Here is a 20,792-nt window from a genome sequence, read left to right as displayed (position 1 = left end):
GCGGGGACTGGCCCCATGCGGGCGCATAAGGCCGAAGCGGAGTCAGGCTGGCAAGTCCCCGGTGCGCTCGCCCACCGGGATCGCGGGCAGGACCGGCGGCCACGGGCGCTGGGACTCCGATCGGGTCCAGGTCTGCACCCATTCGGGCAGTGGCGGGCTCGGCTCGGTGATGCCGAGGGCGGCGACCAGTTCGGCGGGCGGGACGATGCCGGACCGGCCCTTGCCGCCCACGATGGCGACGCGCAGAAGGATGTGGTTGCAGCACTCGCCCCCGCTCCAGATCGACTGCTCCATATACAGGAAGCGGTGATCCCAGCCCATCATCCGCGAGACCTGCGTGAAACGCTGCATCGCCCTGATGCGGCGGCGGTAGCGGACCGAGTTGCCGGCGACGGTGAAGCCCCAGTTCTTCTCGCGGAAGGTGTCGAACAACCCCATCCGCAGCACCATCGGCACTCGGCCGAGATCATACAGCGTCAGGGTGCGGCCGTTGTTCAGCTCCATCCACGGGTCGAGGTCCCACGGCCAGCAGCGATGGGTCGAGACATGCGCGTCGAACGGCCCGATGCGGGGTGCGCGGCGGGCGGCGGACATGCCGCGGAGGAAGCGGAAGATCGGATACATGCGGGCGTCCTTTCCCGTTCACGGGCTAGTGAGGGCGCGTGGCCGGGTCAAGCACGACGGAACGGCATGTCCGCCGCCTGCTTGCGCGGCGGGCCGCAACGGCCTACCTGAACGCGAACGCCCGTCAAAGATGCCGAGAGGAAGGACGCGATGACCACGCTCTACCAGGCCCTGATGCTGATTCTGGACATCGTCTGGTGGATCATGATCGCGCATATCATCATGTCGTGGCTCATCAACTTCCAGGTGCTGAACCTGCGCCAGCCGCTCGTCGCGCAGATCTGGGACGGGCTGAGCCGCCTGCTGGAGCCGATCTATCAGCCGATCCGCAACATCCTGCCGAACACCGGCGGTCTGGATCTCGCGCCGCTGGTCCTGTTCATCGCGATCATCATCCTGCAGCAGGCGCTGCGCAACAACGCCGGCTTCTTCCTGGGCTACTGATGCCCACCGAGCTTCTCCGCGAAGTCTGGGGCTTCGACGATTTCCGCCCCGGCCAGCAGGAGATCGTGCAGGCCGTGGCCGAGGGCCGCGACGTGCTGGCGATCATGCCGACGGGCGGGGGCAAGTCGCTCTGCTACCAGCTTCCGGCGCTGATGCGGGACGGGGTGACGGTGGTCATCTCGCCGCTGATCGCCCTGATGCGCGATCAGGTGCGGTCCCTGCGCGAGGCGGGGGTGGCGGCCGGCGCGCTGACCTCCGGCAATACCGAGGAGGAAAGCGCGCAGGTCTTCGAGGCGCTGCAAGCCGGGGCGCTGAAGGTTCTCTACATGGCGCCCGAGCGGCTGGCATCCGGCGCGACGGTGCCGATGCTTCGCCGCGCGGGCGTCACGGCCATCGCGGTGGACGAGGCGCATTGCGTCAGCCAGTGGGGCCATGATTTCCGCCCCGATTACCTGCGGGTGGGCGAGCTGCGCCGGGCGCTTGACGTGCCGCTGGCCGCCTTCACCGCGACCGCCGACGCGGAAACGCGGGGCGAGATCGTGGCGCGGCTGTTCGGCGAGGCGGCTCCGCTCACGTTCCTGCGCGGCTTCGACCGGCCGAACATCCACCTGGCGTTCCAGCCCAAGGACGGGCCGCGTCGGCAGATCATGGATTTCGCGGCGGCACGGCGCGGACAGTCCGGCATCGTCTACTGCGCGACCCGCGCCAAGACCGAGACGCTGGAAAGGGCCCTGAACGACGCCGGCATCCCCGCCGTCGCCTATCACGGCGGGATGGAGGCCGAGCTGCGCCGCGAGGTCGAAGGCCGCTTCCAGCGCGAGGATGGGCTGGTGGTCACCGCCACCGTCGCCTTCGGCATGGGCATCGACAAGCCCGACATCCGCTGGGTCGCCCATGCCGACCTGCCGAAATCCATCGAATCCTACTATCAGGAAATCGGCCGCGCGGGCCGTGACGGCGCGCCTGCGGAAACGCTGACGCTCTACGGCCCCGACGACATCCGCCTGCGCCGGACCCAGATCGACGAGGGGCTGGCCCCGCCCGAGCGCAAGCAGGCCGATCATGGCCGTCTCAACACCCTGCTGGGGCTGGCGGAGGCGACCGCCTGCCGCCGTCAGGTGCTGCTGGGTTATTTCGGCGAGGAAGCCGAGCCCTGCGGCAATTGCGATCTCTGCGACACCCCGCCCGAGGTCTTCGACGCGACCCAGCCGGTGCGGATGGCGCTGTCGGCGATCCTGCGGACGGGCGAGTGGTTCGGGCAGGGGCATGTCATCGACGTGCTGACCGGCAACGCGACAGAGAAGGTGACGCAGCGCGGGCATGACCAGCTGCCGACCTTCGGGGTGGGAAAGGGCACACCGAAAGCTGAATGGCAGGCAATCCTGCGGCAGATGCTCGGCCGCGACCTGATCCGCCCCGACCCGGAACGCCACGGCGGGCTGCGGATCACCGAGGCCGCGCATCCGGTGCTGCGGGGCGAGGAAACCGTGACGCTGCGCCGCGACCTGATCCGCAAGGCGCGGCCCTCGACCGTCGTCAAGGCCCAGGTGGACGAGGAGGACGCGCCGCTGCTGTCCGCGCTGAAGGCCAAGCGCCGCGAACTGGCCGAATCGCAGGGCGTGCCCGCCTATGTGATCTTTCCTGACAAGACGCTGATCGAGATGGCGCAGTCGCGCCCCTCGACGCTGGACGGAATGGCCCGCATCGGCGGCGTCGGCGCGAAGAAGCTGGAAAGCTATGGCGAGGCGTTCCTGCGCGTGATCGCAGGCGACACGCCACCGATGCATCCCGCCCGCCGCGCCCTGGCCGGGCGCGAGGCGGGGGCGCTGTTCGACCGGCTGGAGGCCGCCGCCCGCGATCTGGCGCGCGGCGAGGACGGGACCGGCAAGCCGCTGTCGCTGTCGGCCTCGCTCATCCGGCGGATCGCGCAGGACCGGCCGGGCGATCTGTCGCGCTATCTCGGCCCGGCGCAGCTCGACCGCTTCGGCGCCGCCTTCCGGCGCGAGATGGAACAGGGCTGATCCAACGCCGCCCGATTCCCCTTGATCCGGGCGCGCGGCTAGATTATGCCCACGCTCGGCCTAGGGGTATAGCTCAGTTGGTAGAGCATCGGTCTCCAAAACCGAGGGTCGTGGGTTCGAGTCCCCCTGCCCCTGCCAGCCATTCCGAAATCGGTCGCCCCGTCACGGCCGCGCTTGCATCGCGGGCGCGGGGCCTTTATCTGGACGGCTGCACACGCAAGGGACTGCCATGACCAACCCCGCCCAGCTCATCAGTCAGGTCCGCGCCGAAGCCGCCAAGATCACGTGGCCGGGCCGGCGCGAGGTGATGACCACCACGCTGATGGTCTTCGTGATGGCCGGGCTGTTCAGCCTGTTCTTCTTTCTGGTCGACCTGCTGATCCGCACCGGGGTCAGCACCGTGCTGCGGACCGTTTCCGGCTAAGGCCGGCGCGCAGCGTTCAGGCTTGCCAAACCGGCGCGGCGGCGCTAGGTCCGTTGACCTTGCCGGCCTTCCCCTGGCGTGCGCCGAATCGGCTGCGCGCCCTTTGCGTTCGGGGAAGCGGGCCGGGCGATTGCGAATTTCAGCGGGCCGCGCGTCCGCCCTCAGGGACGAACAAGGAACGATCTGGCAATGGCAAAACGGTGGTATTCGGTCAGCGTCCTCTCCAACTTCGAGAAGAAGGTGGCCGAGGCGATCCGTCAGGCCGTGGCCGAGAAGGGCCTCGAGGACGAGATCGACGAGGTGCTGGTCCCGACCGAGGAAGTGATCGAGATCCGCCGCGGCAAGAAGGTCACGTCCGAACGCCGCTTCATGCCGGGCTACGTGCTGGTCCACATGGACCTGTCGGACCGCACCTATCACCTGGTCAACTCGATCAACCGCGTCACCGGGTTCCTCGGCGCACAGGGCAAGCCGATGCCGATGCGCGACGACGAGGTGAACCTGATGCTCAACCGCACGGGCGAGGGCGCGCCGGCCGAGCCGCGCAACCTGATCCGCTTCGAGGTCGGCGAGAACGTGAACGTGACCGATGGCCCGTTCGAGGGCTTCTCGGGCATGGTCGAGGAAGTGGACGACGTGTCGGGCCGCATCAAGGTCACGGTGTCGATCTTCGGCCGGCCGACGCCGGTCGAACTGGAATTCACGCAGGTCAGCAAGACCTCGTGATGTCGCGCGGGAGGCAGGGCCCCACGGGGCCCGCCGCACCGCTATGTCGGTCCGCATGGCGCGGACGTGATGAAAAGGAGAAGGCCAGATGGCCAAGAAAGTCGTCGGCAGCCTCAAGCTGCAAGTGAAGGCGGGGCAGGCGAATCCGTCCCCGCCCATCGGCCCGGCGCTGGGTCAGCGCGGGATCAACATCATGGAATTCTGCAAGGCGTTCAACGCCCGCACGCAGGAGTTGGAGCCGGGCGCCCCGACCCCGACCGTGATCACCTATTACGCCGACAAGTCGTTCACCTTCGAGACTAAGACCCCGCCCGCGGCGTTCCTGCTCAAGAAGGCCGCCGGCCTGAAGCCGCAGGGCAAGCGCAACCGTGCCAAGGGCGCGGAAAAGCCGGGCCGTGGCGGCTCGGCCGGGTCCGTGACCGTCGCGCAGGTCCGCGAGATCGCCGAAACGAAGATGAAGGACCTGTCCGCGACCGACGTCGAGTCCGCGATGCAGATCATCCTCGGCTCGGCCAAATCGATCGGCATCGAGGTGAAGGGCTAAGTCATGGCAAAGCTGTCCAAGAAGAAAGCCGCCGCCCGCGAGGCGTTCGCCGGCAAGTCGAACCTCGCCGTCGAGGAAGCCCTGGCGCTGGTCAAGGCCAACGCGACCGCCAAGTTCGATGAAACGGTCGAGATCGCGATGAACCTGGGCGTCGATCCGCGCCACGCCGACCAGATGGTCCGCGGCGTCGTGACGCTGCCCAACGGCACCGGCAAGGACGTGCGCGTCGCCGTCTTCGCGCGCGGCGCCAAGGCGGACGAGGCGAAGGCCGCCGGCGCCGAAGTCGTCGGCGCCGAAGACCTGGTGGAAAGCATCCAGGGCGGGAATATCGACTTCGACCGCGTGATCGCGACGCCGGACATGATGCCGCTGGTCGGTCGTCTGGGCAAGATCCTCGGCCCGCGCAACCTGATGCCGAACCCCAAGGTCGGCACCGTGACGATGGACGTGAAGTCCGCCGTCGAGGCGGCGAAAGGCGGCGAGGTCCAGTTCAAGGCCGAGAAGGCGGGCGTCGTCCATGCCGGCGTCGGCAAGACCTCGTTCGACGCCGAGAAACTGGCCCAGAACATCCGCGCCTTCGTGGACGCGGTGAACCGGGCGAAGCCTTCGGGCGCCAAGGGCACCTATCTGAAGAAGGTCTCGATCAGCTCGACCATGGGTCCGGGCGTGTCGCTGGACCTGACCTCGGCCACCCAGGCCTGATTTCCCGGCGGGCCGCCGGCGCTGCCGCGCGGCCTGCCGCTTGCCATCCGGCCCATGCGGACGTATGAGGCCGGTTCCATCCCGAATCTTCCCGATTCGGGATGCCTGTCCGAGACGGAGGGCCGGTGCGTGAACACCGCTAAGTCCTTCCCGAGATGGAAGTCGAGCATTTTTCCGAAGGTTCCACCTTTGGGCGATCTCGGGTCCATCATGCGGACCCGACCGGCTGCCCTTCTGGCGGCCGGACAAGAGAGCCGGGGGGGAACCCCCATACGTGGAGTGAACCGTGGATAGAGCCCAAAAAGAACAGGTGGTCGATGAACTCGGCCAGATCTTTGCAAGCTCTGGCGTCGTGGTGGTTGCCCGCTACGAAGGGATGACGGTTGCCGAGATGCAGGCCCTGCGCGCGCAGATGCGCGAGGCGGGGGGTGCAGTCCGCGTTGCCAAGAACAGGCTCGCCAAGATCGCCCTGGAGGGGAAACCGGCCGCTTCGATCGCCGATTACCTGACGGGCATGACCGTGCTCGCCTTCTCCGAAGACCCCGTGGCTGCGGCCAAGGTCTCGGACGCGTATGCCAAGACGAACGACAAGTTCGTCATCCTTGGCGGCGCGATGGGCGAGAACGCTCTCGACCCGGCCGGTGTGAAGGCCGTGGCGCAGATGCCGTCGCGCGAGGAGCTTATCGCTTCGATCGTGGCTGCCATCGGTGCCCCGGCGTCGAACATCGCGGGCGCGATCGGCGCACCTGCCAGCAACATCGCGGGCATCCTCACGACTCTGGAAGAGCGCGAGGCCGCCTGAGGCAATCCCGTCCCCTCGTGGGGTGTTTGCCCCGACGTTGGAACATCTTGAGTGAAAGAACGGAAAAATGGCTGATCTGAAACAACTCGCCGAACAAATCGTCGGTCTGACCCTGCTGGAAGCGCAGGAGCTGAAGACGATCCTGAAAGACGAATACGGCATCGAGCCGGCTGCCGGTGGCGCCGTCATGATGGCCGGCCCCGCTGCGGGCGCGGCTGAAGCCGTGGAAGAAAAGACCGAATTCGACGTCGTGCTGACCGAGGCGGGCGCCAACAAGATCAACGTGATCAAGGAAGTGCGCGCGATCACCGGCCTGGGCCTGAAGGAAGCCAAGGACCTGGTCGAAGCCGGCGGCAAGGTCAAGGAAGGCGCGGCCAAGGCCGATGCCGAGGAAATGAAGAAGAAGCTCGAAGCGGCTGGCGCCAAGGTCGAGCTGAAGTAATCCGCCCCTCGCGGATTGCGTTGACAGACCAGGCAGGGTCCGGGAATTTTCCGGTCCCTGCCGAGCCCGTCTTGAAGGACGCTCGGCGTGCCCCTACATAGGGCGGCCCGAGCTTCCCTCAGGGCGTGTTCGCGGTTCGGGAGCCGTGCGGTGGGACGCATGGCGCGAATTGGACCGTGACCCCTGACATTCGTAAGCGTGCCGCCGATCGTGCCCCGACGATCCGCCGCGCGCGATGACGAAAGGCGAAAATATCCCATGGCGCAAGCTTACGTCGGCCAGAAGCGCATCCGGCGCTATTACGGCAATATCCGCGAAGTGCTGGAGATGCCGAACCTGATCGAGGTTCAGAAAAGTTCCTACGACCTGTTCCTGGCCTCGGGCGAGGGCGCTGGCCACAACGACGGCGAAGGCATTCAGGGCGTCTTTCAGTCGGTCTTCCCCGTCAAGGACTTCAACGAGACCGCGACGCTCGAGTTCGTGAAATACGAGCTGGAGCGGCCGAAATACGACGTCGAGGAGTGCCAGCAGCGCGACATGACCTATGCCGCGCCGCTGAAGGTGACGCTGCGCCTGATCGTGTTCGACGTGGACGAGAACACCGGCGCCAAGGCGGTCAAGGACATCAAGGAACAGGACGTCTACATGGGCGACATGCCCCTGATGACGCAGAACGGCACGTTCATCGTGAACGGGACCGAGCGGGTGGTCGTCAGCCAGATGCACCGCTCGCCGGGCGTGTTCTTCGACCATGACCGCGGCAAGACCCATTCCTCGGGCAAGCTGCTCTTCGCGTGCCGGATCATCCCCTATCGCGGCTCGTGGCTCGATTTCGAGTTCGACGCCAAGGATCTGGTGTTCGCGCGCATCGACCGTCGCCGGAAGCTGCCGGTGACGACGCTGCTCTATTCCCTCGGGATGGATCAGGAAGGCATCATGGATGCCTTCTACGACACCGTGGATTACGAGTTGCAGGGCTCGCGCGCCGAGCCCGGCGGCTGGGTCACGCGGTTCTTCCCCGAGCGTGTGCGCGGCACCCGCCCGGCCTTCGACCTGATCGACGCCGATACCGGCGAGGTCATCACCAAGGCCGGCGAGAAGGTGACGCCGCGTCTCGTCAAGAAGCTGATCGAGTCCGGCGAGGTCTCGCGCCTGCTGATGCCGTTCGAGCGGATCATCGGCCGCTTCGTCGCGCGCGACATCATCAACGAGCAGACCGGCCTGATCTATGCCGAGGCGGGCGACGAGATCACCGCCGAATACAGCAAGGACGGCACGGAACTGACCGGCGGCCTGCTGAAGGTGCTGCTGGACAACGACATCACCACCATTCCGGTGCTGGACATCGACCACGTCAACGTGGGCCCGTATATCCGCAACACGCTGGCGGCCGACAAGAACATGAACCGCGACGGTGCCCTGATGGACATCTATCGCGTCATGCGCCCCGGCGAGCCGCCGACCGTGGAAGCCGCCTCGGCCCTGTTCGAATCGCTGTTCTTCGACAGCGAACGCTATGACCTGTCCGCCGTCGGCCGGGTCAAGATGAACATGCGCCTCGATCTCGACGCGCCGGACACCCAGCGCACGCTGCGCCGCGAGGACATCATCTCGTGTATCCGCGGGCTGGTGGAACTGCGCGACGGCAAGGGCGAGATCGACGACATCGACCACCTCGGCAACCGCCGGGTGCGCTCGGTCGGCGAGTTGATGGAGAACCAGTATCGCATCGGCCTGCTGCGCATGGAGCGGGCGATCCGGGAGCGCATGTCGGGGGTCGAGATCGACAACGTAATGCCGCAGGACCTCATCAACGCCAAGCCCGCGGCGGCGGCGGTGCGCGAGTTCTTCGGCTCCTCGCAGCTGTCGCAGTTCATGGACCAGACCAACCCGCTGTCGGAAGTGACGCACAAACGCCGCCTGTCGGCCCTCGGGCCGGGCGGTCTGACGCGCGAGCGCGCGGGCTTCGAGGTGCGCGACGTTCACCCGACCCATTACGGCCGGATGTGCCCGATCGAGACGCCGGAAGGCCAGAACATCGGCCTCATCAACAGCCTCGCGACCTATGCCCGTGTGAACAAGTATGGCTTCATCGAGACCCCTTACCGCAAGGTGATCGAGGGGCAGGTGACGGACGACGTGGTCTATATCTCGGCCACCGAGGAGATGCGCCACACCGTCGCCCAGGCGAACGCCGAGCTGGATCAGGACGGCCGCTTCGTGGATGAGCTGATCAGCACGCGGCAGGCGGGCGATTTCACCATGAACCCGGTCGAAGCCGTGGACCTGATCGACGTGTCTCCGAAGCAGCTTGTTTCGGTGGCGGCGGCGCTGATCCCGTTCCTGGAAAACGACGACGCCAACCGCGCGCTGATGGGCGCCAACATGCAGCGTCAGGCTGTCCCGCTGCTGCGGGCCGAGGCGCCGTATGTCGGCACCGGCATGGAGGCGACCGTGGCCCGCGATTCGGGGGCCGCGATCATGGCCCGCCGTGGCGGGGTCATCGACCAGGTCGATGCGTCGCGGATCGTCGTCCGGGCGACCGAAGGTCTGGGCGCCGGGGACGCGGGCGTGGACATCTATCGCCTGCGCAAGTTCAAGCGCTCGAACCAGTCCTCGACCATCAACCAGCGTCCGCTGGTGAAGGTGGGCGAGCGGGTGCAGACCGGGCAGGTGATCGCGGACGGCCCCTCGACCGATCAGGGCGAGCTGGCCATCGGCCGCAACGTGGTCGTCGCGTTCATGCCGTGGAACGGCTACAACTACGAGGACTCGATCCTCGTGAGCGAGCGCATCCACCGCGACGACGTCTATACCTCGATCCACATCGACGAATACGAAGTGGCGGCCCGCGACACCAAGCTCGGCCCGGAGGAGATCACCCGCGACATCCCGAACGTCGGCGAGGAAGCCTTGCGCAACCTCGACGAGGCCGGCATCGTCTATATCGGCGCCGAGGTCGGGCCGGGCGACATCCTCGTGGGCAAGATCACCCCCAAGGGCGAGTCCCCGATGACGCCCGAGGAAAAGCTGCTGCGCGCCATCTTCGGCGAAAAAGCGTCGGACGTGCGGGACACCTCGCTGCGCCTGCCGCCGGGTGCCTATGGCACCATCGTCGAGGTGCGGGTCTTCAACCGCCACGGCGTCGAAAAGGACGAACGTGCGCTGCAGATCGAACGGGAAGAGGTCGAACGCCTCGCCCGCGACCGCGATGACGAGCAGGCGATCCTCGACCGCAACATCTACGCGCGGCTGAAGTCGCTGATCCTCGGCAAGAAGGCGGTGAAGGGGCCGAAGGGCGTCCGCTCGGGCACCAGCATCGACGAGGATCTGCTCGGCAGCCTCAGCCGCGGCCAGTGGTGGCAGCTGGCGGTCGCCGAGGAGGACACCGCCAAGGAAGTCGAGGCGCTGAACCAGCAATACGACGTGCAGAAGAAGGCGCTGGAAGCCCGCTTCGAGGACAAGGTCGAGAAGGTCCGCCAGGGCGACGACCTGCCCCCCGGCGTGATGAAGATGGTCAAGGTGTTCGTCGCCGTGAAGCGCAAGCTTCAGGCCGGCGACAAGATGGCCGGTCGTCACGGCAACAAGGGCGTCGTGTCCAAGGTGGTCCCGATGGAGGACATGCCGTTCCTCGCCGACGGCACCCCCGTCGATCTGGTGCTGAACCCGCTGGGCGTGCCCTCGCGCATGAACGTGGGCCAGATCCTTGAGGTGCACATGGGCTGGGCCAGCCGCGGGCTGGGGCTTCAGATCAACGAGGCGCTGGAGGATTACCGGCGCAGCGGCGACATGACCCCCGTGCGGGACGCGATGAAGAACGGCTATGGCGACGACATGTTCGCCGCCGAGTTCGCCGACATGGATGACGACCGTCTGGTCGAGCACGCCGAGTCGGTGCGCGAGGGCGTTCCCATCGCCACCCCGGTCTTCGACGGTGCCAAGGAAGCCGACATCAACGACGCGCTGCGGCGCGCCGGGTTCGACACCTCGGGCCAGTCGATCGTGTTCGACGGCCGCACCGGCGAGGCGTTCGCGCGTCCCGTCACGGTCGGGGTGAAATACTTCCTGAAGCTCCACCACCTCGTGGATGACAAGATGCACGCCCGTTCGACCGGCCCCTACAGCCTCGTCACCCAGCAGCCGCTGGGCGGGAAGGCGCAGTTCGGCGGTCAGCGCCTGGGCGAGATGGAGGTCTGGGCTCTGGAAGCCTACGGCGCCGCCTACACCCTGCAGGAGATGCTGACGGTGAAATCGGACGACGTGGCGGGCCGGACCAAGGTCTATGAGAGCATCGTCAAGGGCGAGGACAACTTCGAGGCCGGCGTGCCGGAATCGTTCAACGTTCTGGTCAAGGAGGTCCGGGGTCTGGGCCTCAACATGGAACTCCTGGATGCGGAGGAGGGGGAATAACGGCGCCTGCGGGCGCGTACCCTGCAACCCGCAGGGTGCGCGCCCGCCACGCACCATCCCCCCTCATCCGCGCCACCTCATAAGGTATTCAAATGAACCAGGAACTCAGCACCAATCCGTTCAACCCGATTGCCCCTCCGCGCCAGTTCGACGAGATCAAGATCTCGCTCGCCTCGCCGGAGGAAATCCTCGCCTGGTCGTTCGGCGAGGTGAAGAAGCCCGAAACCATCAACTACCGCACGTTCAAGCCTGAGCGTGACGGGCTGTTCTGCGCGCGCATCTTCGGTCCGATCAAGGACTACGAATGCCTGTGCGGCAAATACAAGCGCATGAAGTATCGCGGCCTCGTCTGCGAGAAATGCGGCGTGGAGGTCACGCTGCAGAAGGTCCGGCGCGAGCGCATGGGCCATATCGAGCTGGCCTCGCCGGTCGCGCATATCTGGTTCCTCAAGTCGCTGCCCTCGCGCATCGGCCTGATGCTGGACATGACGCTGCGCGATCTTGAGCGGATTCTCTACTTCGAGAACTACGTCGTCATCGAGCCGGGTCTGACCGACCTGAGCTATGGCCAGCTGCTGTCCGAGGAAGAGTTCCTCGACGCGCAGGACCAGTATGGCGCCGACGCCTTCACCGCCAATATCGGCGCCGAGGCGATCCGCGAGATGCTGTCGAACATCGACCTGCAGGCGACCGCCGATCAGCTTCGGGAAGACCTGAAGGAAGCCACCGGCGAACTGAAGCCCAAGAAGATCATCAAGCGGCTGAAGATCGTCGAATCGTTCCTCGAGTCGGGCAACCGGCCCGAGTGGATGGTCATGACCGTGATCCCGGTCATTCCGCCGGAACTGCGCCCGCTGGTCCCGCTGGACGGCGGCCGGTTCGCCACCTCCGACCTCAACGACCTCTATCGCCGGGTCATCAACCGGAACAACCGCCTCAAGCGGCTGATCGAACTGCGCGCGCCCGACATCATCGTCCGCAACGAAAAGCGGATGCTGCAGGAGTCGGTCGATGCGCTGTTCGACAACGGCCGCCGCGGCCGCGTCATCACGGGCAACAACAAGCGCCCGCTGAAGTCGCTGTCGGACATGCTGAAGGGCAAGCAGGGCCGGTTCCGGCAGAACCTGCTGGGCAAGCGCGTGGACTTCTCGGGGCGCTCGGTCATCGTGACCGGGCCGGAGCTGAAGCTGCACCAGTGCGGGCTGCCGAAGAAGATGGCCTTGGAGCTGTTCAAGCCGTTCATCTATTCGCGGCTTGAGGCCAAGGGCTATTCGTCCACCGTCAAGCAGGCCAAGAAGCTGGTCGAGAAGGAGCGCCCGGAAGTCTGGGACATCCTCGACGAGGTGATCCGCGAGCATCCGGTGCTGCTGAACCGCGCGCCCACGCTGCACCGCCTCGGCATCCAGGCGTTCGAGCCGATCCTGATCGAGGGCAAGGCGATCCAGCTTCACCCGCTGGTCTGCTCGGCCTTCAACGCCGACTTCGACGGCGACCAGATGGCCGTGCACGTCCCGCTGTCGCTTGAAGCGCAGCTGGAAGCGCGCGTCCTGATGATGTCCACGAACAACGTGCTGTCGCCCGCCAACGGCGCGCCGATCATCGTACCGTCGCAGGATATGGTGCTTGGCCTCTATTACGGCACCATGCAGCGTGACGGTATGGTCGGCGAAGGCATGGCCTTCGGCAACGTGGACGAGGTGGAGCACGCGCTCGCCGCGGGCGCCGTGCATCTGCACGCCGCCATCACCTGCCGGCTGCCGCAGATCGACGAGGACGGCAACGAGGTCATCAAGCGCTTCGAGACGACGCCCGGCCGGGTCCGTCTGGGCGCGCTGCTGCCCAAGAACGCCAAGGCCCCGTTCGAGCTGGTGAACCGCCTGCTGCGCAAGCGGGACGTGCAGAACGTCATCGACACCGTCTACCGCTATTGCGGCCAGAAGGAATCGGTCATCTTCTGCGACCAGATCATGGGCTTCGGCTTCCGCGAGGCGTTCCGCGCCGGCATCAGCTTCGGCAAGAACGACATGGTGGTGCCCGACAACAAGTGGGACATCGTCGGCGAAGTCCAGGACCAGGTGAAGGAGTTCGAGCAGCAGTATCTCGACGGTCTCATCACCCAAGGCGAGAAGTACAACAAGGTCGTGGACGCGTGGTCGAAGTGCAACGACCGCGTGACCGAGTCGATGATGGCGACCATCTCCTCCGCCAAGAAGGACGAGAACGGGGCCGAGGCCGAGCCGAACAGCGTCTATATGATGGCGCATTCGGGCGCGCGGGGCTCGGTCAGCCAGATGAAGCAGCTCGGCGGGATGCGCGGCCTGATGGCCAAGCCCTCGGGCGAGATCATCGAGACGCCGATCATCTCGAACTTCAAGGAAGGCCTGACCGTTCTTGAATACTTCAACTCGACCCACGGCGCCCGGAAGGGCCTGTCGGACACGGCGCTGAAGACGGCGAACTCGGGCTATCTGACCCGGCGTCTGGTGGACGTGGCGCAGGACTGCATCATCCGCGACCATGACTGCGGAACCGAGCGGGCCATCACCGCCTCGGCCGCCGTCAACGATGGCGAGGTGATCGCGCCGCTGGCCGAGCGTATCCTGGGCCGTGTCGCGGCCGAGGACGTGCTGGTTCCCGGCACCGACGAGGTGATCCTGGGCCGCAACGAGCTGATCGACGAGCGCAAGGCTGACGCCATCGAGGCGGCGGGCGTGCTGAACGTGCGGATCCGCTCGGCCCTCACCTGCGAGGCCGAGGACGGCGTCTGCGCGCTCTGCTACGGGCGCGACCTCGCGCGCGGCACGCTGGTCAACATCGGCGAGGCGGTGGGCATCATCGCCGCGCAGTCGATCGGCGAGCCGGGCACGCAGCTGACGATGCGGACCTTCCACATCGGCGGCATCGCGCAGGGTGGCCAGCAGTCGTTCGTCGCCGCGAACCAGGAAGGGACCGTCAGGTTCGAGAACGAGTCGGTTCTGGAGAACGCCGCGGGCGAGCTGATCGTGACCAGCCGCACGATGATGCTGCACGTCTTCAATGACCAGGGCACCGCGCTGGCCAGCCACAAGCTGACCTACGGCTCGAAGCTGCTGGTCCGCGACGGCGAGCAGGTCGGGCGCGGCGCCAAGCTGTTCGAATGGGACCCCTACACCCTGCCGATCATCGCCGAGACGGCCGGCATCGCGCGCTTCGTCGATCTGCTCAGCGGGCTGTCGGTGCGCGACGAGACCGACGAGGCGACGGGCATGACCCAGAAGATCGTCACCGACTGGCGGTCGGCGCCGAAAGGCAGCGACCTCAAGCCCGAGATCATCGTCATGGATGAGACCGGCGAGCCGGTGCGGAACGAGCAGGGCAACCCGATCAGCTATCCGATGTCGGTGGATGCGGTCCTGTCGATCGAGGACGGGCAGGAGATCAAGGCAGGCGACGTGATCGCGCGGATCCCGCGAGAGGGCGCACGGACCAAGGACATCACCGGGGGTCTTCCCCGCGTGGCGGAACTGTTCGAAGCGCGCCGTCCCAAGGACCACGCCATCATCGCCGAGGCCGATGGCACGGTGAAGTTCGGCAAGGACTACAAGAACAAGCGCCGGATCATCGTTCAGCCCGCCGACGAGAACCTCGAGCCCGTCGAATACATGGTGCCGAAAGGCAAGCACATCCCGGTGCAGGAAGGCGACTTCGTGCAGAAGGGTGAGTACATCATGGACGGCAACCCGGCTCCGCACGACATCCTGCGGATCATGGGGATCGAGGCGCTGGCCGACTACCTGATCGACGAGGTGCAGGACGTCTATCGATTGCAAGGCGTGAAGATCAACGACAAGCACATCGAGGTGATCGTCCGCCAGATGCTGCAGAAGATCGAGATCCTGGACAGCGGCGAGACCACGCTGCTCAAGGGGGAACACGTGGACCGCGAGGAGTTCGAGGAAGAGAACGCCAAGATCGAGGCCCGCGGCGGCCGCCCGGCACAGGGCGAGCCGGTTCTGCTCGGCATCACCAAGGCGAGCCTGCAGACCCGCAGCTTCATCAGCGCCGCGTCGTTCCAGGAAACGACCCGCGTGCTGACCGAGGCCGCGGTTCAGGGCAAGCGCGACAAGCTGGTGGGGCTGAAGGAGAACGTCATCGTCGGCCGGCTGATCCCCGCCGGCACCGGCGGCGCCACCCATCGCGTCACCCGCATCGCCGAGGACCGCGACAACGAGGTGATCGAGATGCGCAAGGCCGAGGCCGAGGCTGCGGCGGCCCTTGCCGTCCCGGTTCAGGACGGCGCGGCGGATGTCGATATCGACACGGTCATCACCTCGCCTGAGGAGTGATCGGACCGCCATCGGATCACGGGGCCCGGCGGAAACGCCGGGCCTTTTTCGTTTCATGCGAAGGCCCTGCCGGCCGGGCTTTCCTTTGCGCGAAGTTCATGGCTTAGCTGTGCCGCATAACCGGACACCGCCATGCGAACCCCGATCATCACCCCCAGCCGCCGGCTTCGGCCGCGCTCCGAACCGCGCGCCCGCACGCAGGAGGGCGACAACCTGCTCGGCGCCGGGCTGATGATGCTGTCGGCCACGGCGACCGTGTCGAACGACACGGCGATGAAGTTCGTCAGCCAGGCGCTGCCGCTGTCTGAGGCGATGTTCATCCGGGGGCTGATCATCATGACGCTGCTGTGGCTGCTCGCGCGGCGCGACGGCGGCATGGTATGGTGGCCAGAACGGCCGCGCGACCGCTGGCTGCTGGCCCTGCGGAGCATCGGCGAGGTGGGGGCGACGGTGCTCTATCTTTCCGCGCTTCAGCACATGGAGATCGGGATGCTGTCGGCGATCATGCAGTCGCTGCCGCTGCTCATCATGCTCGCCGCCGCCATCGTCTATGGCGATCGGCTGGGCTGGCGGCGCATGGTGGCGGTGGCCGTGGGCGTCGCCGGGGTCGTGATGATCGTGCGGCCGGGGACCGATGCGTTCGATCTGTGGTCGCTCATGGGCCTCGGCGCGGTCCTGTTCATCCTGCTGCGCGACCTTGTGACGCGCAGCCTCGGGCGCGAGATCAGGACCAGCACCATCGCCTTCAACGCCGCTCTGGGGGTGACGATCGCCGGGGTGTTCCTGCCCTCGGCCCTTCCGTGGCGGGTGCCGACGACGGGCGAATTCGGGCTGCTGTCGCTGGCCGCCGGGCTGCTGATGGTGGGCTATATCAGCGCCGTGGCAACGATGCGGGTGGGCGAGGTCGGGTTCGTCGCCCCGTTCCGCTATACCCAGCTGATCGTCGCGGGCATCCTTGGGTTCATCGTCTTCGGTGAGCGGCCCGACGGCTGGACGCTGGCCGGGGCGGCGCTGATCGTGTCGGCGGGGCTCTATTCGATCTGGCGCGAAACCCGGCTGCGGAAGGCGCCATGACCCGGATCCAGATGCTCGGGCTCTGCCGGTTCTCGTATCTCGGCGGCGCAGGCTTTCAGATCGAGCACGACACGATCGAGCAGCGGCGCGCGTTCCTTTACGAACCCGCGCGGCTGGCCCGGCGCTGGTTCTGGTTCGAGAACGTCGCGCTGCCCGGCCTGATCGCGCAGACCGACCCCGACTTCACGCTGGTCGTGATGACCGGCCCCGACCTGCCCGAGCCTTATCTGGGGATGCTGCGCGACCTCGCCGCGACCGTTCCGCAGATCGAGCTGGAACTGGTCGAGCCGATGGAGGCGCATCTGGACGCCTGCATGGCCGCCATCGCGCCGCATGTCGAGCCGTCCGCCGCTATCGTGGGACATTTCCGCCACGACGATGACGACGCCGTGTCGGTGGACTATATCGCCGCCGCCCGCGCGGACTTCCCGCTGGTCCAGCTCGCCTTCGCCCGCTCGCGCCGCGCGTCGATCGACTATCCGCGCGGCCTGGTGCTGCATGCGGACGACAAGGGGCTGCGGATTGAGGCCCGGATGATCCATAATGCCGTCGCGGGGCTGACGATCTATCTGGGGGCCGAGCTGCCGCGCAGCGCCGTGCATTACGCGCATTGGAAGCTCGCGCTGTCGATGCCGGGGCTCGTGCTCGGCTCGCAGCCGCGCTTCGTGCGGGTGCTGCATGGCGATAACGATTCCGGGGCGGTCGGGGCAAGCTATCCGTGGCGGATCGGGACGGCCGAGGCCGAGGCGATGCTTGCCGACAGGTTCCGGCTGGACCTGCCGGCGCTGAGGCAGGGCATGCGCGAGCTTCCGCGGCAGCCGGAAGCCAGCGAACCGCCGGCGGATTGAGAGGAACAGGGCAGGCACGCGCGTTGACACTGCCCCCGATTCTGCCTATATGCGCCGACACCGGCGGGAAACCGTGCGGTGCCCAGAACCTTCCGTGGTCACGATCCGGGCCCGATTTCGCCCGATCCTCTGGAATCATGCCCGTCCATCCCGCAAGCCGGGGTCGGATGGGTTTGGCATTTTGCGATGGGCGCAGAGTGTTGTCGAGAAGTGGCGCGCCTAGGCCCGGGTGCGAGTATTGACGAAAGCAAGGCGGGGAACCGAATGCCGACGATCCAACAGCTGATCCGCAAGCCGCGGCAGCCCAAGGTGCAGCGATCCAAGTCGCAGCACCTGCAAGGAAACCCTCAGAAGCGCGGCGTATGCACGCGCGTCTATACCACGACGCCGAAAAAGCCGAACTCGGCCATGCGGAAGGTCGCCAAGGTGCGGCTGACCAACGGATTCGAGGTCATCAGCTACATTCCCGGTGAAAAGCACAACCTGCAGGAACACAGCGTCGTGCTGATCCGCGGCGGCCGGGTCAAGGACCTTCCGGGTGTGCGCTATCACATCCTGCGCGGCGTCCTGGATACCCAGGGTGTCAAAGACCGTCGTCAGCGCCGTTCGAAATACGGCGCCAAGCGTCCGAAGTGAGGGTTTAGATAGATGTCCCGTCGTCACGCCGCTGAAAAGCGCGAAATCCTGCCCGACGCCAAGTATGGCGATCGCGTGCTGACCAAATTCATGAACAACCTGATGGTGGATGGCAAGAAATCCACCGCCGAGCGCATTGTCTACAACGCGCTCGACCGGGTTCAGGGCCGCCTCAAGCGCGAGCCGATCGAGGTCTTCCACGAAGCCCTCGACAACGTGAAGCCCTCGGTCGAGGTGCGTTCGCGCCGCGTCGGCGGTGCCACGTATCAGGTGCCGGTCGAAGTCCGTCCGATCCGCCGCGAGGCGCTGGGGATCCGCTGGCTCATCGACGCCGCCAAGAAGCGCAACGAACACACCATGGAGGAACGGCTCGCAGGCGAGCTGGCCGACGCGGTGAACAACCGCGGCACCGCGGTGAAGAAGCGCGAAGACACCCACAAGATGGCCGACGCCAACAAGGCGTTCAGCCACTACCGCTGGTAAGGAACTCTCATGGCACGCGAATATCCGATTCAGCGCTACCGCAACTTCGGGATCATGGCCCATATCGACGCGGGCAAGACCACGACGACCGAGCGGATCCTGTTCTACACCGGCAAGAACCACAAGATGGGCGAGACGCATGAAGGCGCCTCGACCATGGACTTCATGGAACAGGAAGCCGAGCGCGGGATCACCATCTCGTCCGCCGCGACCACGACCTTCTGGCAGCGCCAGGAAGATCCGACCGCGGAAGGCACTTCCGACACCAAATACCGCTTCAACATCATCGACACCCCCGGCCACGTGGACTTCACCATTGAGGTCGAGCGGTCGCTGGCGGTCCTCGACGGCGCGATCGCGCTGCTGGACGCGAACGCCGGTGTCGAGCCGCAGACCGAGACGGTGTGGCGTCAGGCCGACCGCTACAAGGTTCCGCGGCTGGTGTTCGTCAACAAGATGGACAAGATCGGCGCGGACTTCTTCAAGTGCGTCCAGATGATCAAGGACCGCACCGGGGGCACCCCGGCACCGATCGCCCTGCCGATCGGCGCCGAGGACTACCTGGAAGGCATCGTCGATCTCATCAAGATGGAAGAATGGGTCTGGAAAGGCGAGGACCTCGGTGCCTCGTGGGTCCGTCAGCCCATCCGGGAAGAGCTTCAGGACCTCGCCGACGAATGGCGCGGCAAGCTGATCGAACTCGCCGTCGAACAGGACGACGAGGCGATGGAAGCCTATCTGGAAGGCAACGAGCCGGACGAGGCGACGCTGCGCAAGCTGATCCGCAAGGGCACGCTGGCACTGGCGTTCTTCCCCGTCACCGCCGGCTCCGCCTTCAAGAACAAGGGCGTCCAGCCGCTGCTGAACGCGGTCATCGACTTCCTGCCCGCCCCTTCGGACGTGCCGGAGCTGATGGGCTTCTCGCCCGACGACGAGACGGAAACCCGCAACATCGCGCGCCATGCCGATGACAGCGAGCCCTTCTCGGCGCTGGCCTTCAAGATCATGAACGACCCCTTCGTCGGCTCGCTGACCTTCACGCGGATCTATTCCGGCGCGCTCAAGAAGGGCGACGCGATGCTGAATTCGACCAAGGGCAAGCGCGAGCGCGTCGGCCGGATGATGCTGATGCACGCCGCGAGCCGGGCCGAGATTGACGAAGCCTTCGCCGGTGACATCATCGCGCTGGCGGGGCTGAAGGAGACGACGACTGGCGACACGCTCTGCGATCCCGCCAAATCCGTGGTCCTGGAAACCATGACCTTCCCGCAGCCGGTGATCGAGATCGCGGTGGAGCCGAAGTCGAAGGCCGACCAGGAGAAGATGGGCCTCGCCCTTCAACGCCTGGCCGCCGAGGACCCGTCCTTCCGCGTCGAGACCGACATCGAATCGGGCCAGACGATCATGAAGGGCATGGGCGAGCTTCACCTCGACATCCTCGTCGATCGCATGCGGCGCGAGTTCAAGGTCGAGGCGAATATCGGCGCCCCGCAGGTGGCTTACCGCGAGACCATCTCGACCGCGGCCGAGATCGACTACACGCACAAGAAACAGACCGGCGGCACCGGCCAGTTCGCGCGCGTGAAGCTGATCATTTCGCCCACGGAGCCGGGCGAGGGCTACTCGTTCGAATCGAAGATCGTGGGCGGCGCGGTGCCGAAGGAATACATCCCCGGCGTCGAGAAGGGCATCAAGTCGGTCATGGACTCCGGTCCGCTGGCGGGCTTCCCGGTGATCGACTTCAAGGTCGCGCTGATCGACGGCGCCTTCCACGACGTGGACTCGTCGGTGCTGGCGTTCGAGATCGCGTCCCGTGCGGCGATGCGCGAGGGCCTGAAGAAGGCCGGCGCGAAGCTGCTGGAGCCGATCATGAAGGTCGAAGTGGTGACCCCCGAGGAATACACCGGCGGCATCATCGGCGACCTGACCTCGCGGCGGGGCATGGTCCGCGGCCAGGATACCCGCGGCAACGCCAACGTCATCGACGCGATGGTGCCGCTGGCCAACATGTTCGGCTACATCAACAACCTGCGCTCCATGTCTTCGGGCCGCGCGGTGTTCACGATGCAGTTCGACCATTACGACGCCGTGCCGCAGAACATCTCGGACGAGATCCAGAAGAAATACGCCTGATGTTGCGGGGCGGGGCGCAGGCCCCGCCCGCCTTCACCTGACATTCAAGGAGAGCTTTGCGATGGCAAAGGCAAAATTCGAACGGACGAAACCGCACGTCAACATCGGGACGATCGGTCACGTCGATCACGGCAAGACCACGCTGACGGCGGCG

At 66.2% G+C, this 20,792-nt stretch carries 17 protein-coding genes and 1 tRNA gene; 17 read left to right on the top strand and 1 reads right to left on the bottom strand.

The annotated features are described in order from the left end of the window. Positions 1–42: 42 nt before the first annotated feature. Entirely contained in the window at positions 43–624 is a 582-nt protein-coding gene (locus KTN05_RS04175; protein ID WP_217328131.1) for an acyl-CoA thioesterase, read from the bottom strand. Positions 625–774: 150 nt separating this feature from the next. On the opposite strand from KTN05_RS04175, the gene KTN05_RS04170 reads away from it, so the two are divergent. From KTN05_RS04170 to KTN05_RS04090, 17 genes are all read left to right on the top strand, one after another. Then, a complete protein-coding gene (locus KTN05_RS04170) occupies positions 775–1,068 on the top strand; it encodes a YggT family protein (RefSeq protein WP_217328130.1) in 294 nt (97 codons plus the stop codon). Continuing rightward, a complete protein-coding gene (recQ, locus tag KTN05_RS04165; RefSeq protein WP_217328129.1) occupies positions 1,068–3,089 on the top strand; it encodes a DNA helicase RecQ in 2,022 nt (673 codons plus the stop codon). Before KTN05_RS04170 ends, recQ begins: the two co-directional genes overlap by 1 nt. A gap of 62 nt (positions 3,090–3,151) precedes the next feature. Further along, positions 3,152–3,227: transfer RNA gene (locus KTN05_RS04160), tRNA-Trp, on the top strand. Between the two features lie 91 nt (positions 3,228–3,318). Then, on the top strand, positions 3,319–3,513 hold the full coding sequence (gene secE / locus KTN05_RS04155; RefSeq protein ID WP_217328128.1) for a preprotein translocase subunit SecE: 195 nt from the start codon (positions 3,319–3,321) through the stop codon (positions 3,511–3,513). 189 nt (positions 3,514–3,702) lie between these two features. Beyond that, the gene (gene nusG, locus KTN05_RS04150) at positions 3,703–4,239 is read left to right on the top strand and encodes a transcription termination/antitermination protein NusG (RefSeq protein ID WP_217328127.1); all 537 of its coding nucleotides are present in this window, start codon (positions 3,703–3,705) and stop codon (positions 4,237–4,239) included. 88 nt (positions 4,240–4,327) lie between these two features. After that, positions 4,328–4,783, top strand: coding sequence for a 50S ribosomal protein L11 (gene rplK, locus KTN05_RS04145; protein WP_217328126.1), 456 nt, complete (start codon positions 4,328–4,330; stop codon positions 4,781–4,783). Between the two features lie 3 nt (positions 4,784–4,786). Further along, positions 4,787–5,485 carry a 50S ribosomal protein L1 gene (gene rplA, locus KTN05_RS04140; RefSeq protein WP_217328125.1) on the top strand — a complete coding sequence of 233 codons (699 nt, stop codon included), beginning with the start codon at positions 4,787–4,789 and terminating at the stop codon, positions 5,483–5,485. A 286-nt stretch (positions 5,486–5,771) separates the two neighbouring features. Next, positions 5,772–6,287 carry a 50S ribosomal protein L10 gene (gene rplJ, locus KTN05_RS04135; protein WP_217328124.1) on the top strand — a complete coding sequence of 172 codons (516 nt, stop codon included), beginning with the start codon at positions 5,772–5,774 and terminating at the stop codon, positions 6,285–6,287. A gap of 67 nt (positions 6,288–6,354) precedes the next feature. Next, positions 6,355–6,729, top strand: coding sequence for a 50S ribosomal protein L7/L12 (gene rplL / locus KTN05_RS04130; RefSeq protein ID WP_217328123.1), 375 nt, complete (start codon positions 6,355–6,357; stop codon positions 6,727–6,729). Positions 6,730–6,987: 258 nt separating this feature from the next. Continuing rightward, positions 6,988–11,139, top strand: coding sequence for a DNA-directed RNA polymerase subunit beta (rpoB, locus tag KTN05_RS04125; protein WP_217328122.1), 4,152 nt, complete (start codon positions 6,988–6,990; stop codon positions 11,137–11,139). A gap of 92 nt (positions 11,140–11,231) precedes the next feature. Beyond that, on the top strand, positions 11,232–15,464 hold the full coding sequence (gene rpoC, locus KTN05_RS04120) for a DNA-directed RNA polymerase subunit beta' (protein ID WP_217328121.1): 4,233 nt from the start codon (positions 11,232–11,234) through the stop codon (positions 15,462–15,464). Between the two features lie 132 nt (positions 15,465–15,596). Continuing rightward, positions 15,597–16,538 carry a DMT family transporter gene (locus KTN05_RS04115; protein ID WP_217328120.1) on the top strand — a complete coding sequence of 314 codons (942 nt, stop codon included), beginning with the start codon at positions 15,597–15,599 and terminating at the stop codon, positions 16,536–16,538. After that, a complete protein-coding gene (locus tag KTN05_RS04110) occupies positions 16,535–17,386 on the top strand; it encodes a glycosyltransferase (RefSeq protein WP_254367980.1) in 852 nt (283 codons plus the stop codon). The genes KTN05_RS04115 and KTN05_RS04110 overlap by 4 nt, the downstream gene beginning before the upstream one ends. 264 nt (positions 17,387–17,650) lie before the next feature. Next, complete coding sequence (rpsL, locus tag KTN05_RS04105) at positions 17,651–18,022, top strand: 30S ribosomal protein S12 (protein WP_073068257.1); 372 nt, start codon at positions 17,651–17,653, stop codon at positions 18,020–18,022. A 12-nt stretch (positions 18,023–18,034) separates the two neighbouring features. After that, positions 18,035–18,505, top strand: a complete 471-nt coding sequence (gene rpsG / locus KTN05_RS04100) for a 30S ribosomal protein S7 (RefSeq protein WP_217328119.1) — start codon at positions 18,035–18,037, stop codon at positions 18,503–18,505. Between the two features lie 9 nt (positions 18,506–18,514). Beyond that, positions 18,515–20,638 (top strand): elongation factor G, encoded by a 2,124-nt coding sequence (gene fusA / locus KTN05_RS04095; RefSeq protein ID WP_217328118.1) that lies wholly within the window; start codon positions 18,515–18,517, stop codon positions 20,636–20,638. 61 nt (positions 20,639–20,699) lie between these two features. Continuing rightward, a partial coding sequence (locus tag KTN05_RS04090) for a GTP-binding protein (RefSeq protein WP_023878051.1) occupies positions 20,700–20,792 on the top strand: 93 nt, incomplete at its 3' end.

Origin of the sequence: Paracoccus sp. Z118 (assembly GCF_019061185.1) — a bacterium.
Classification (GTDB): domain Bacteria; phylum Pseudomonadota; class Alphaproteobacteria; order Rhodobacterales; family Rhodobacteraceae; genus Paracoccus.
Note: the sequence above shows the minus strand (reverse complement) of the source record. Positions and strands in the feature narration are given on the sequence as shown.

Bases quoted from the DNA above. Each gene is read 5' to 3' on its own strand.
- KTN05_RS04175 (WP_217328131.1), bottom strand. From the start codon at position 624: ATGTATCCGATCTTCCGCTTCCTCCGCGGCATGTCCGCCGCCCGCCGC.
- KTN05_RS04170 (WP_217328130.1), top strand. From the start codon at position 775: ATGACCACGCTCTACCAGGCCCTGATGCTGATTCTGGACATCGTCTGG.
- recQ (WP_217328129.1), top strand. From the start codon at position 1,068: ATGCCCACCGAGCTTCTCCGCGAAGTCTGGGGCTTCGACGATTTCCGC.
- secE (WP_217328128.1), top strand. From the start codon at position 3,319: ATGACCAACCCCGCCCAGCTCATCAGTCAGGTCCGCGCCGAAGCCGCC.
- nusG (WP_217328127.1), top strand. From the start codon at position 3,703: ATGGCAAAACGGTGGTATTCGGTCAGCGTCCTCTCCAACTTCGAGAAG.
- rplK (WP_217328126.1), top strand. From the start codon at position 4,328: ATGGCCAAGAAAGTCGTCGGCAGCCTCAAGCTGCAAGTGAAGGCGGGG.
- rplA (WP_217328125.1), top strand. From the start codon at position 4,787: ATGGCAAAGCTGTCCAAGAAGAAAGCCGCCGCCCGCGAGGCGTTCGCC.
- rplL (WP_217328123.1), top strand. From the start codon at position 6,355: ATGGCTGATCTGAAACAACTCGCCGAACAAATCGTCGGTCTGACCCTG.
- rpoB (WP_217328122.1), top strand. From the start codon at position 6,988: ATGGCGCAAGCTTACGTCGGCCAGAAGCGCATCCGGCGCTATTACGGC.
- rpoC (WP_217328121.1), top strand. From the start codon at position 11,232: ATGAACCAGGAACTCAGCACCAATCCGTTCAACCCGATTGCCCCTCCG.
- KTN05_RS04115 (WP_217328120.1), top strand. From the start codon at position 15,597: ATGCGAACCCCGATCATCACCCCCAGCCGCCGGCTTCGGCCGCGCTCC.
- KTN05_RS04110 (WP_254367980.1), top strand. From the start codon at position 16,535: ATGACCCGGATCCAGATGCTCGGGCTCTGCCGGTTCTCGTATCTCGGC.
- rpsL (WP_073068257.1), top strand. From the start codon at position 17,651: ATGCCGACGATCCAACAGCTGATCCGCAAGCCGCGGCAGCCCAAGGTG.
- rpsG (WP_217328119.1), top strand. From the start codon at position 18,035: ATGTCCCGTCGTCACGCCGCTGAAAAGCGCGAAATCCTGCCCGACGCC.
- fusA (WP_217328118.1), top strand. From the start codon at position 18,515: ATGGCACGCGAATATCCGATTCAGCGCTACCGCAACTTCGGGATCATG.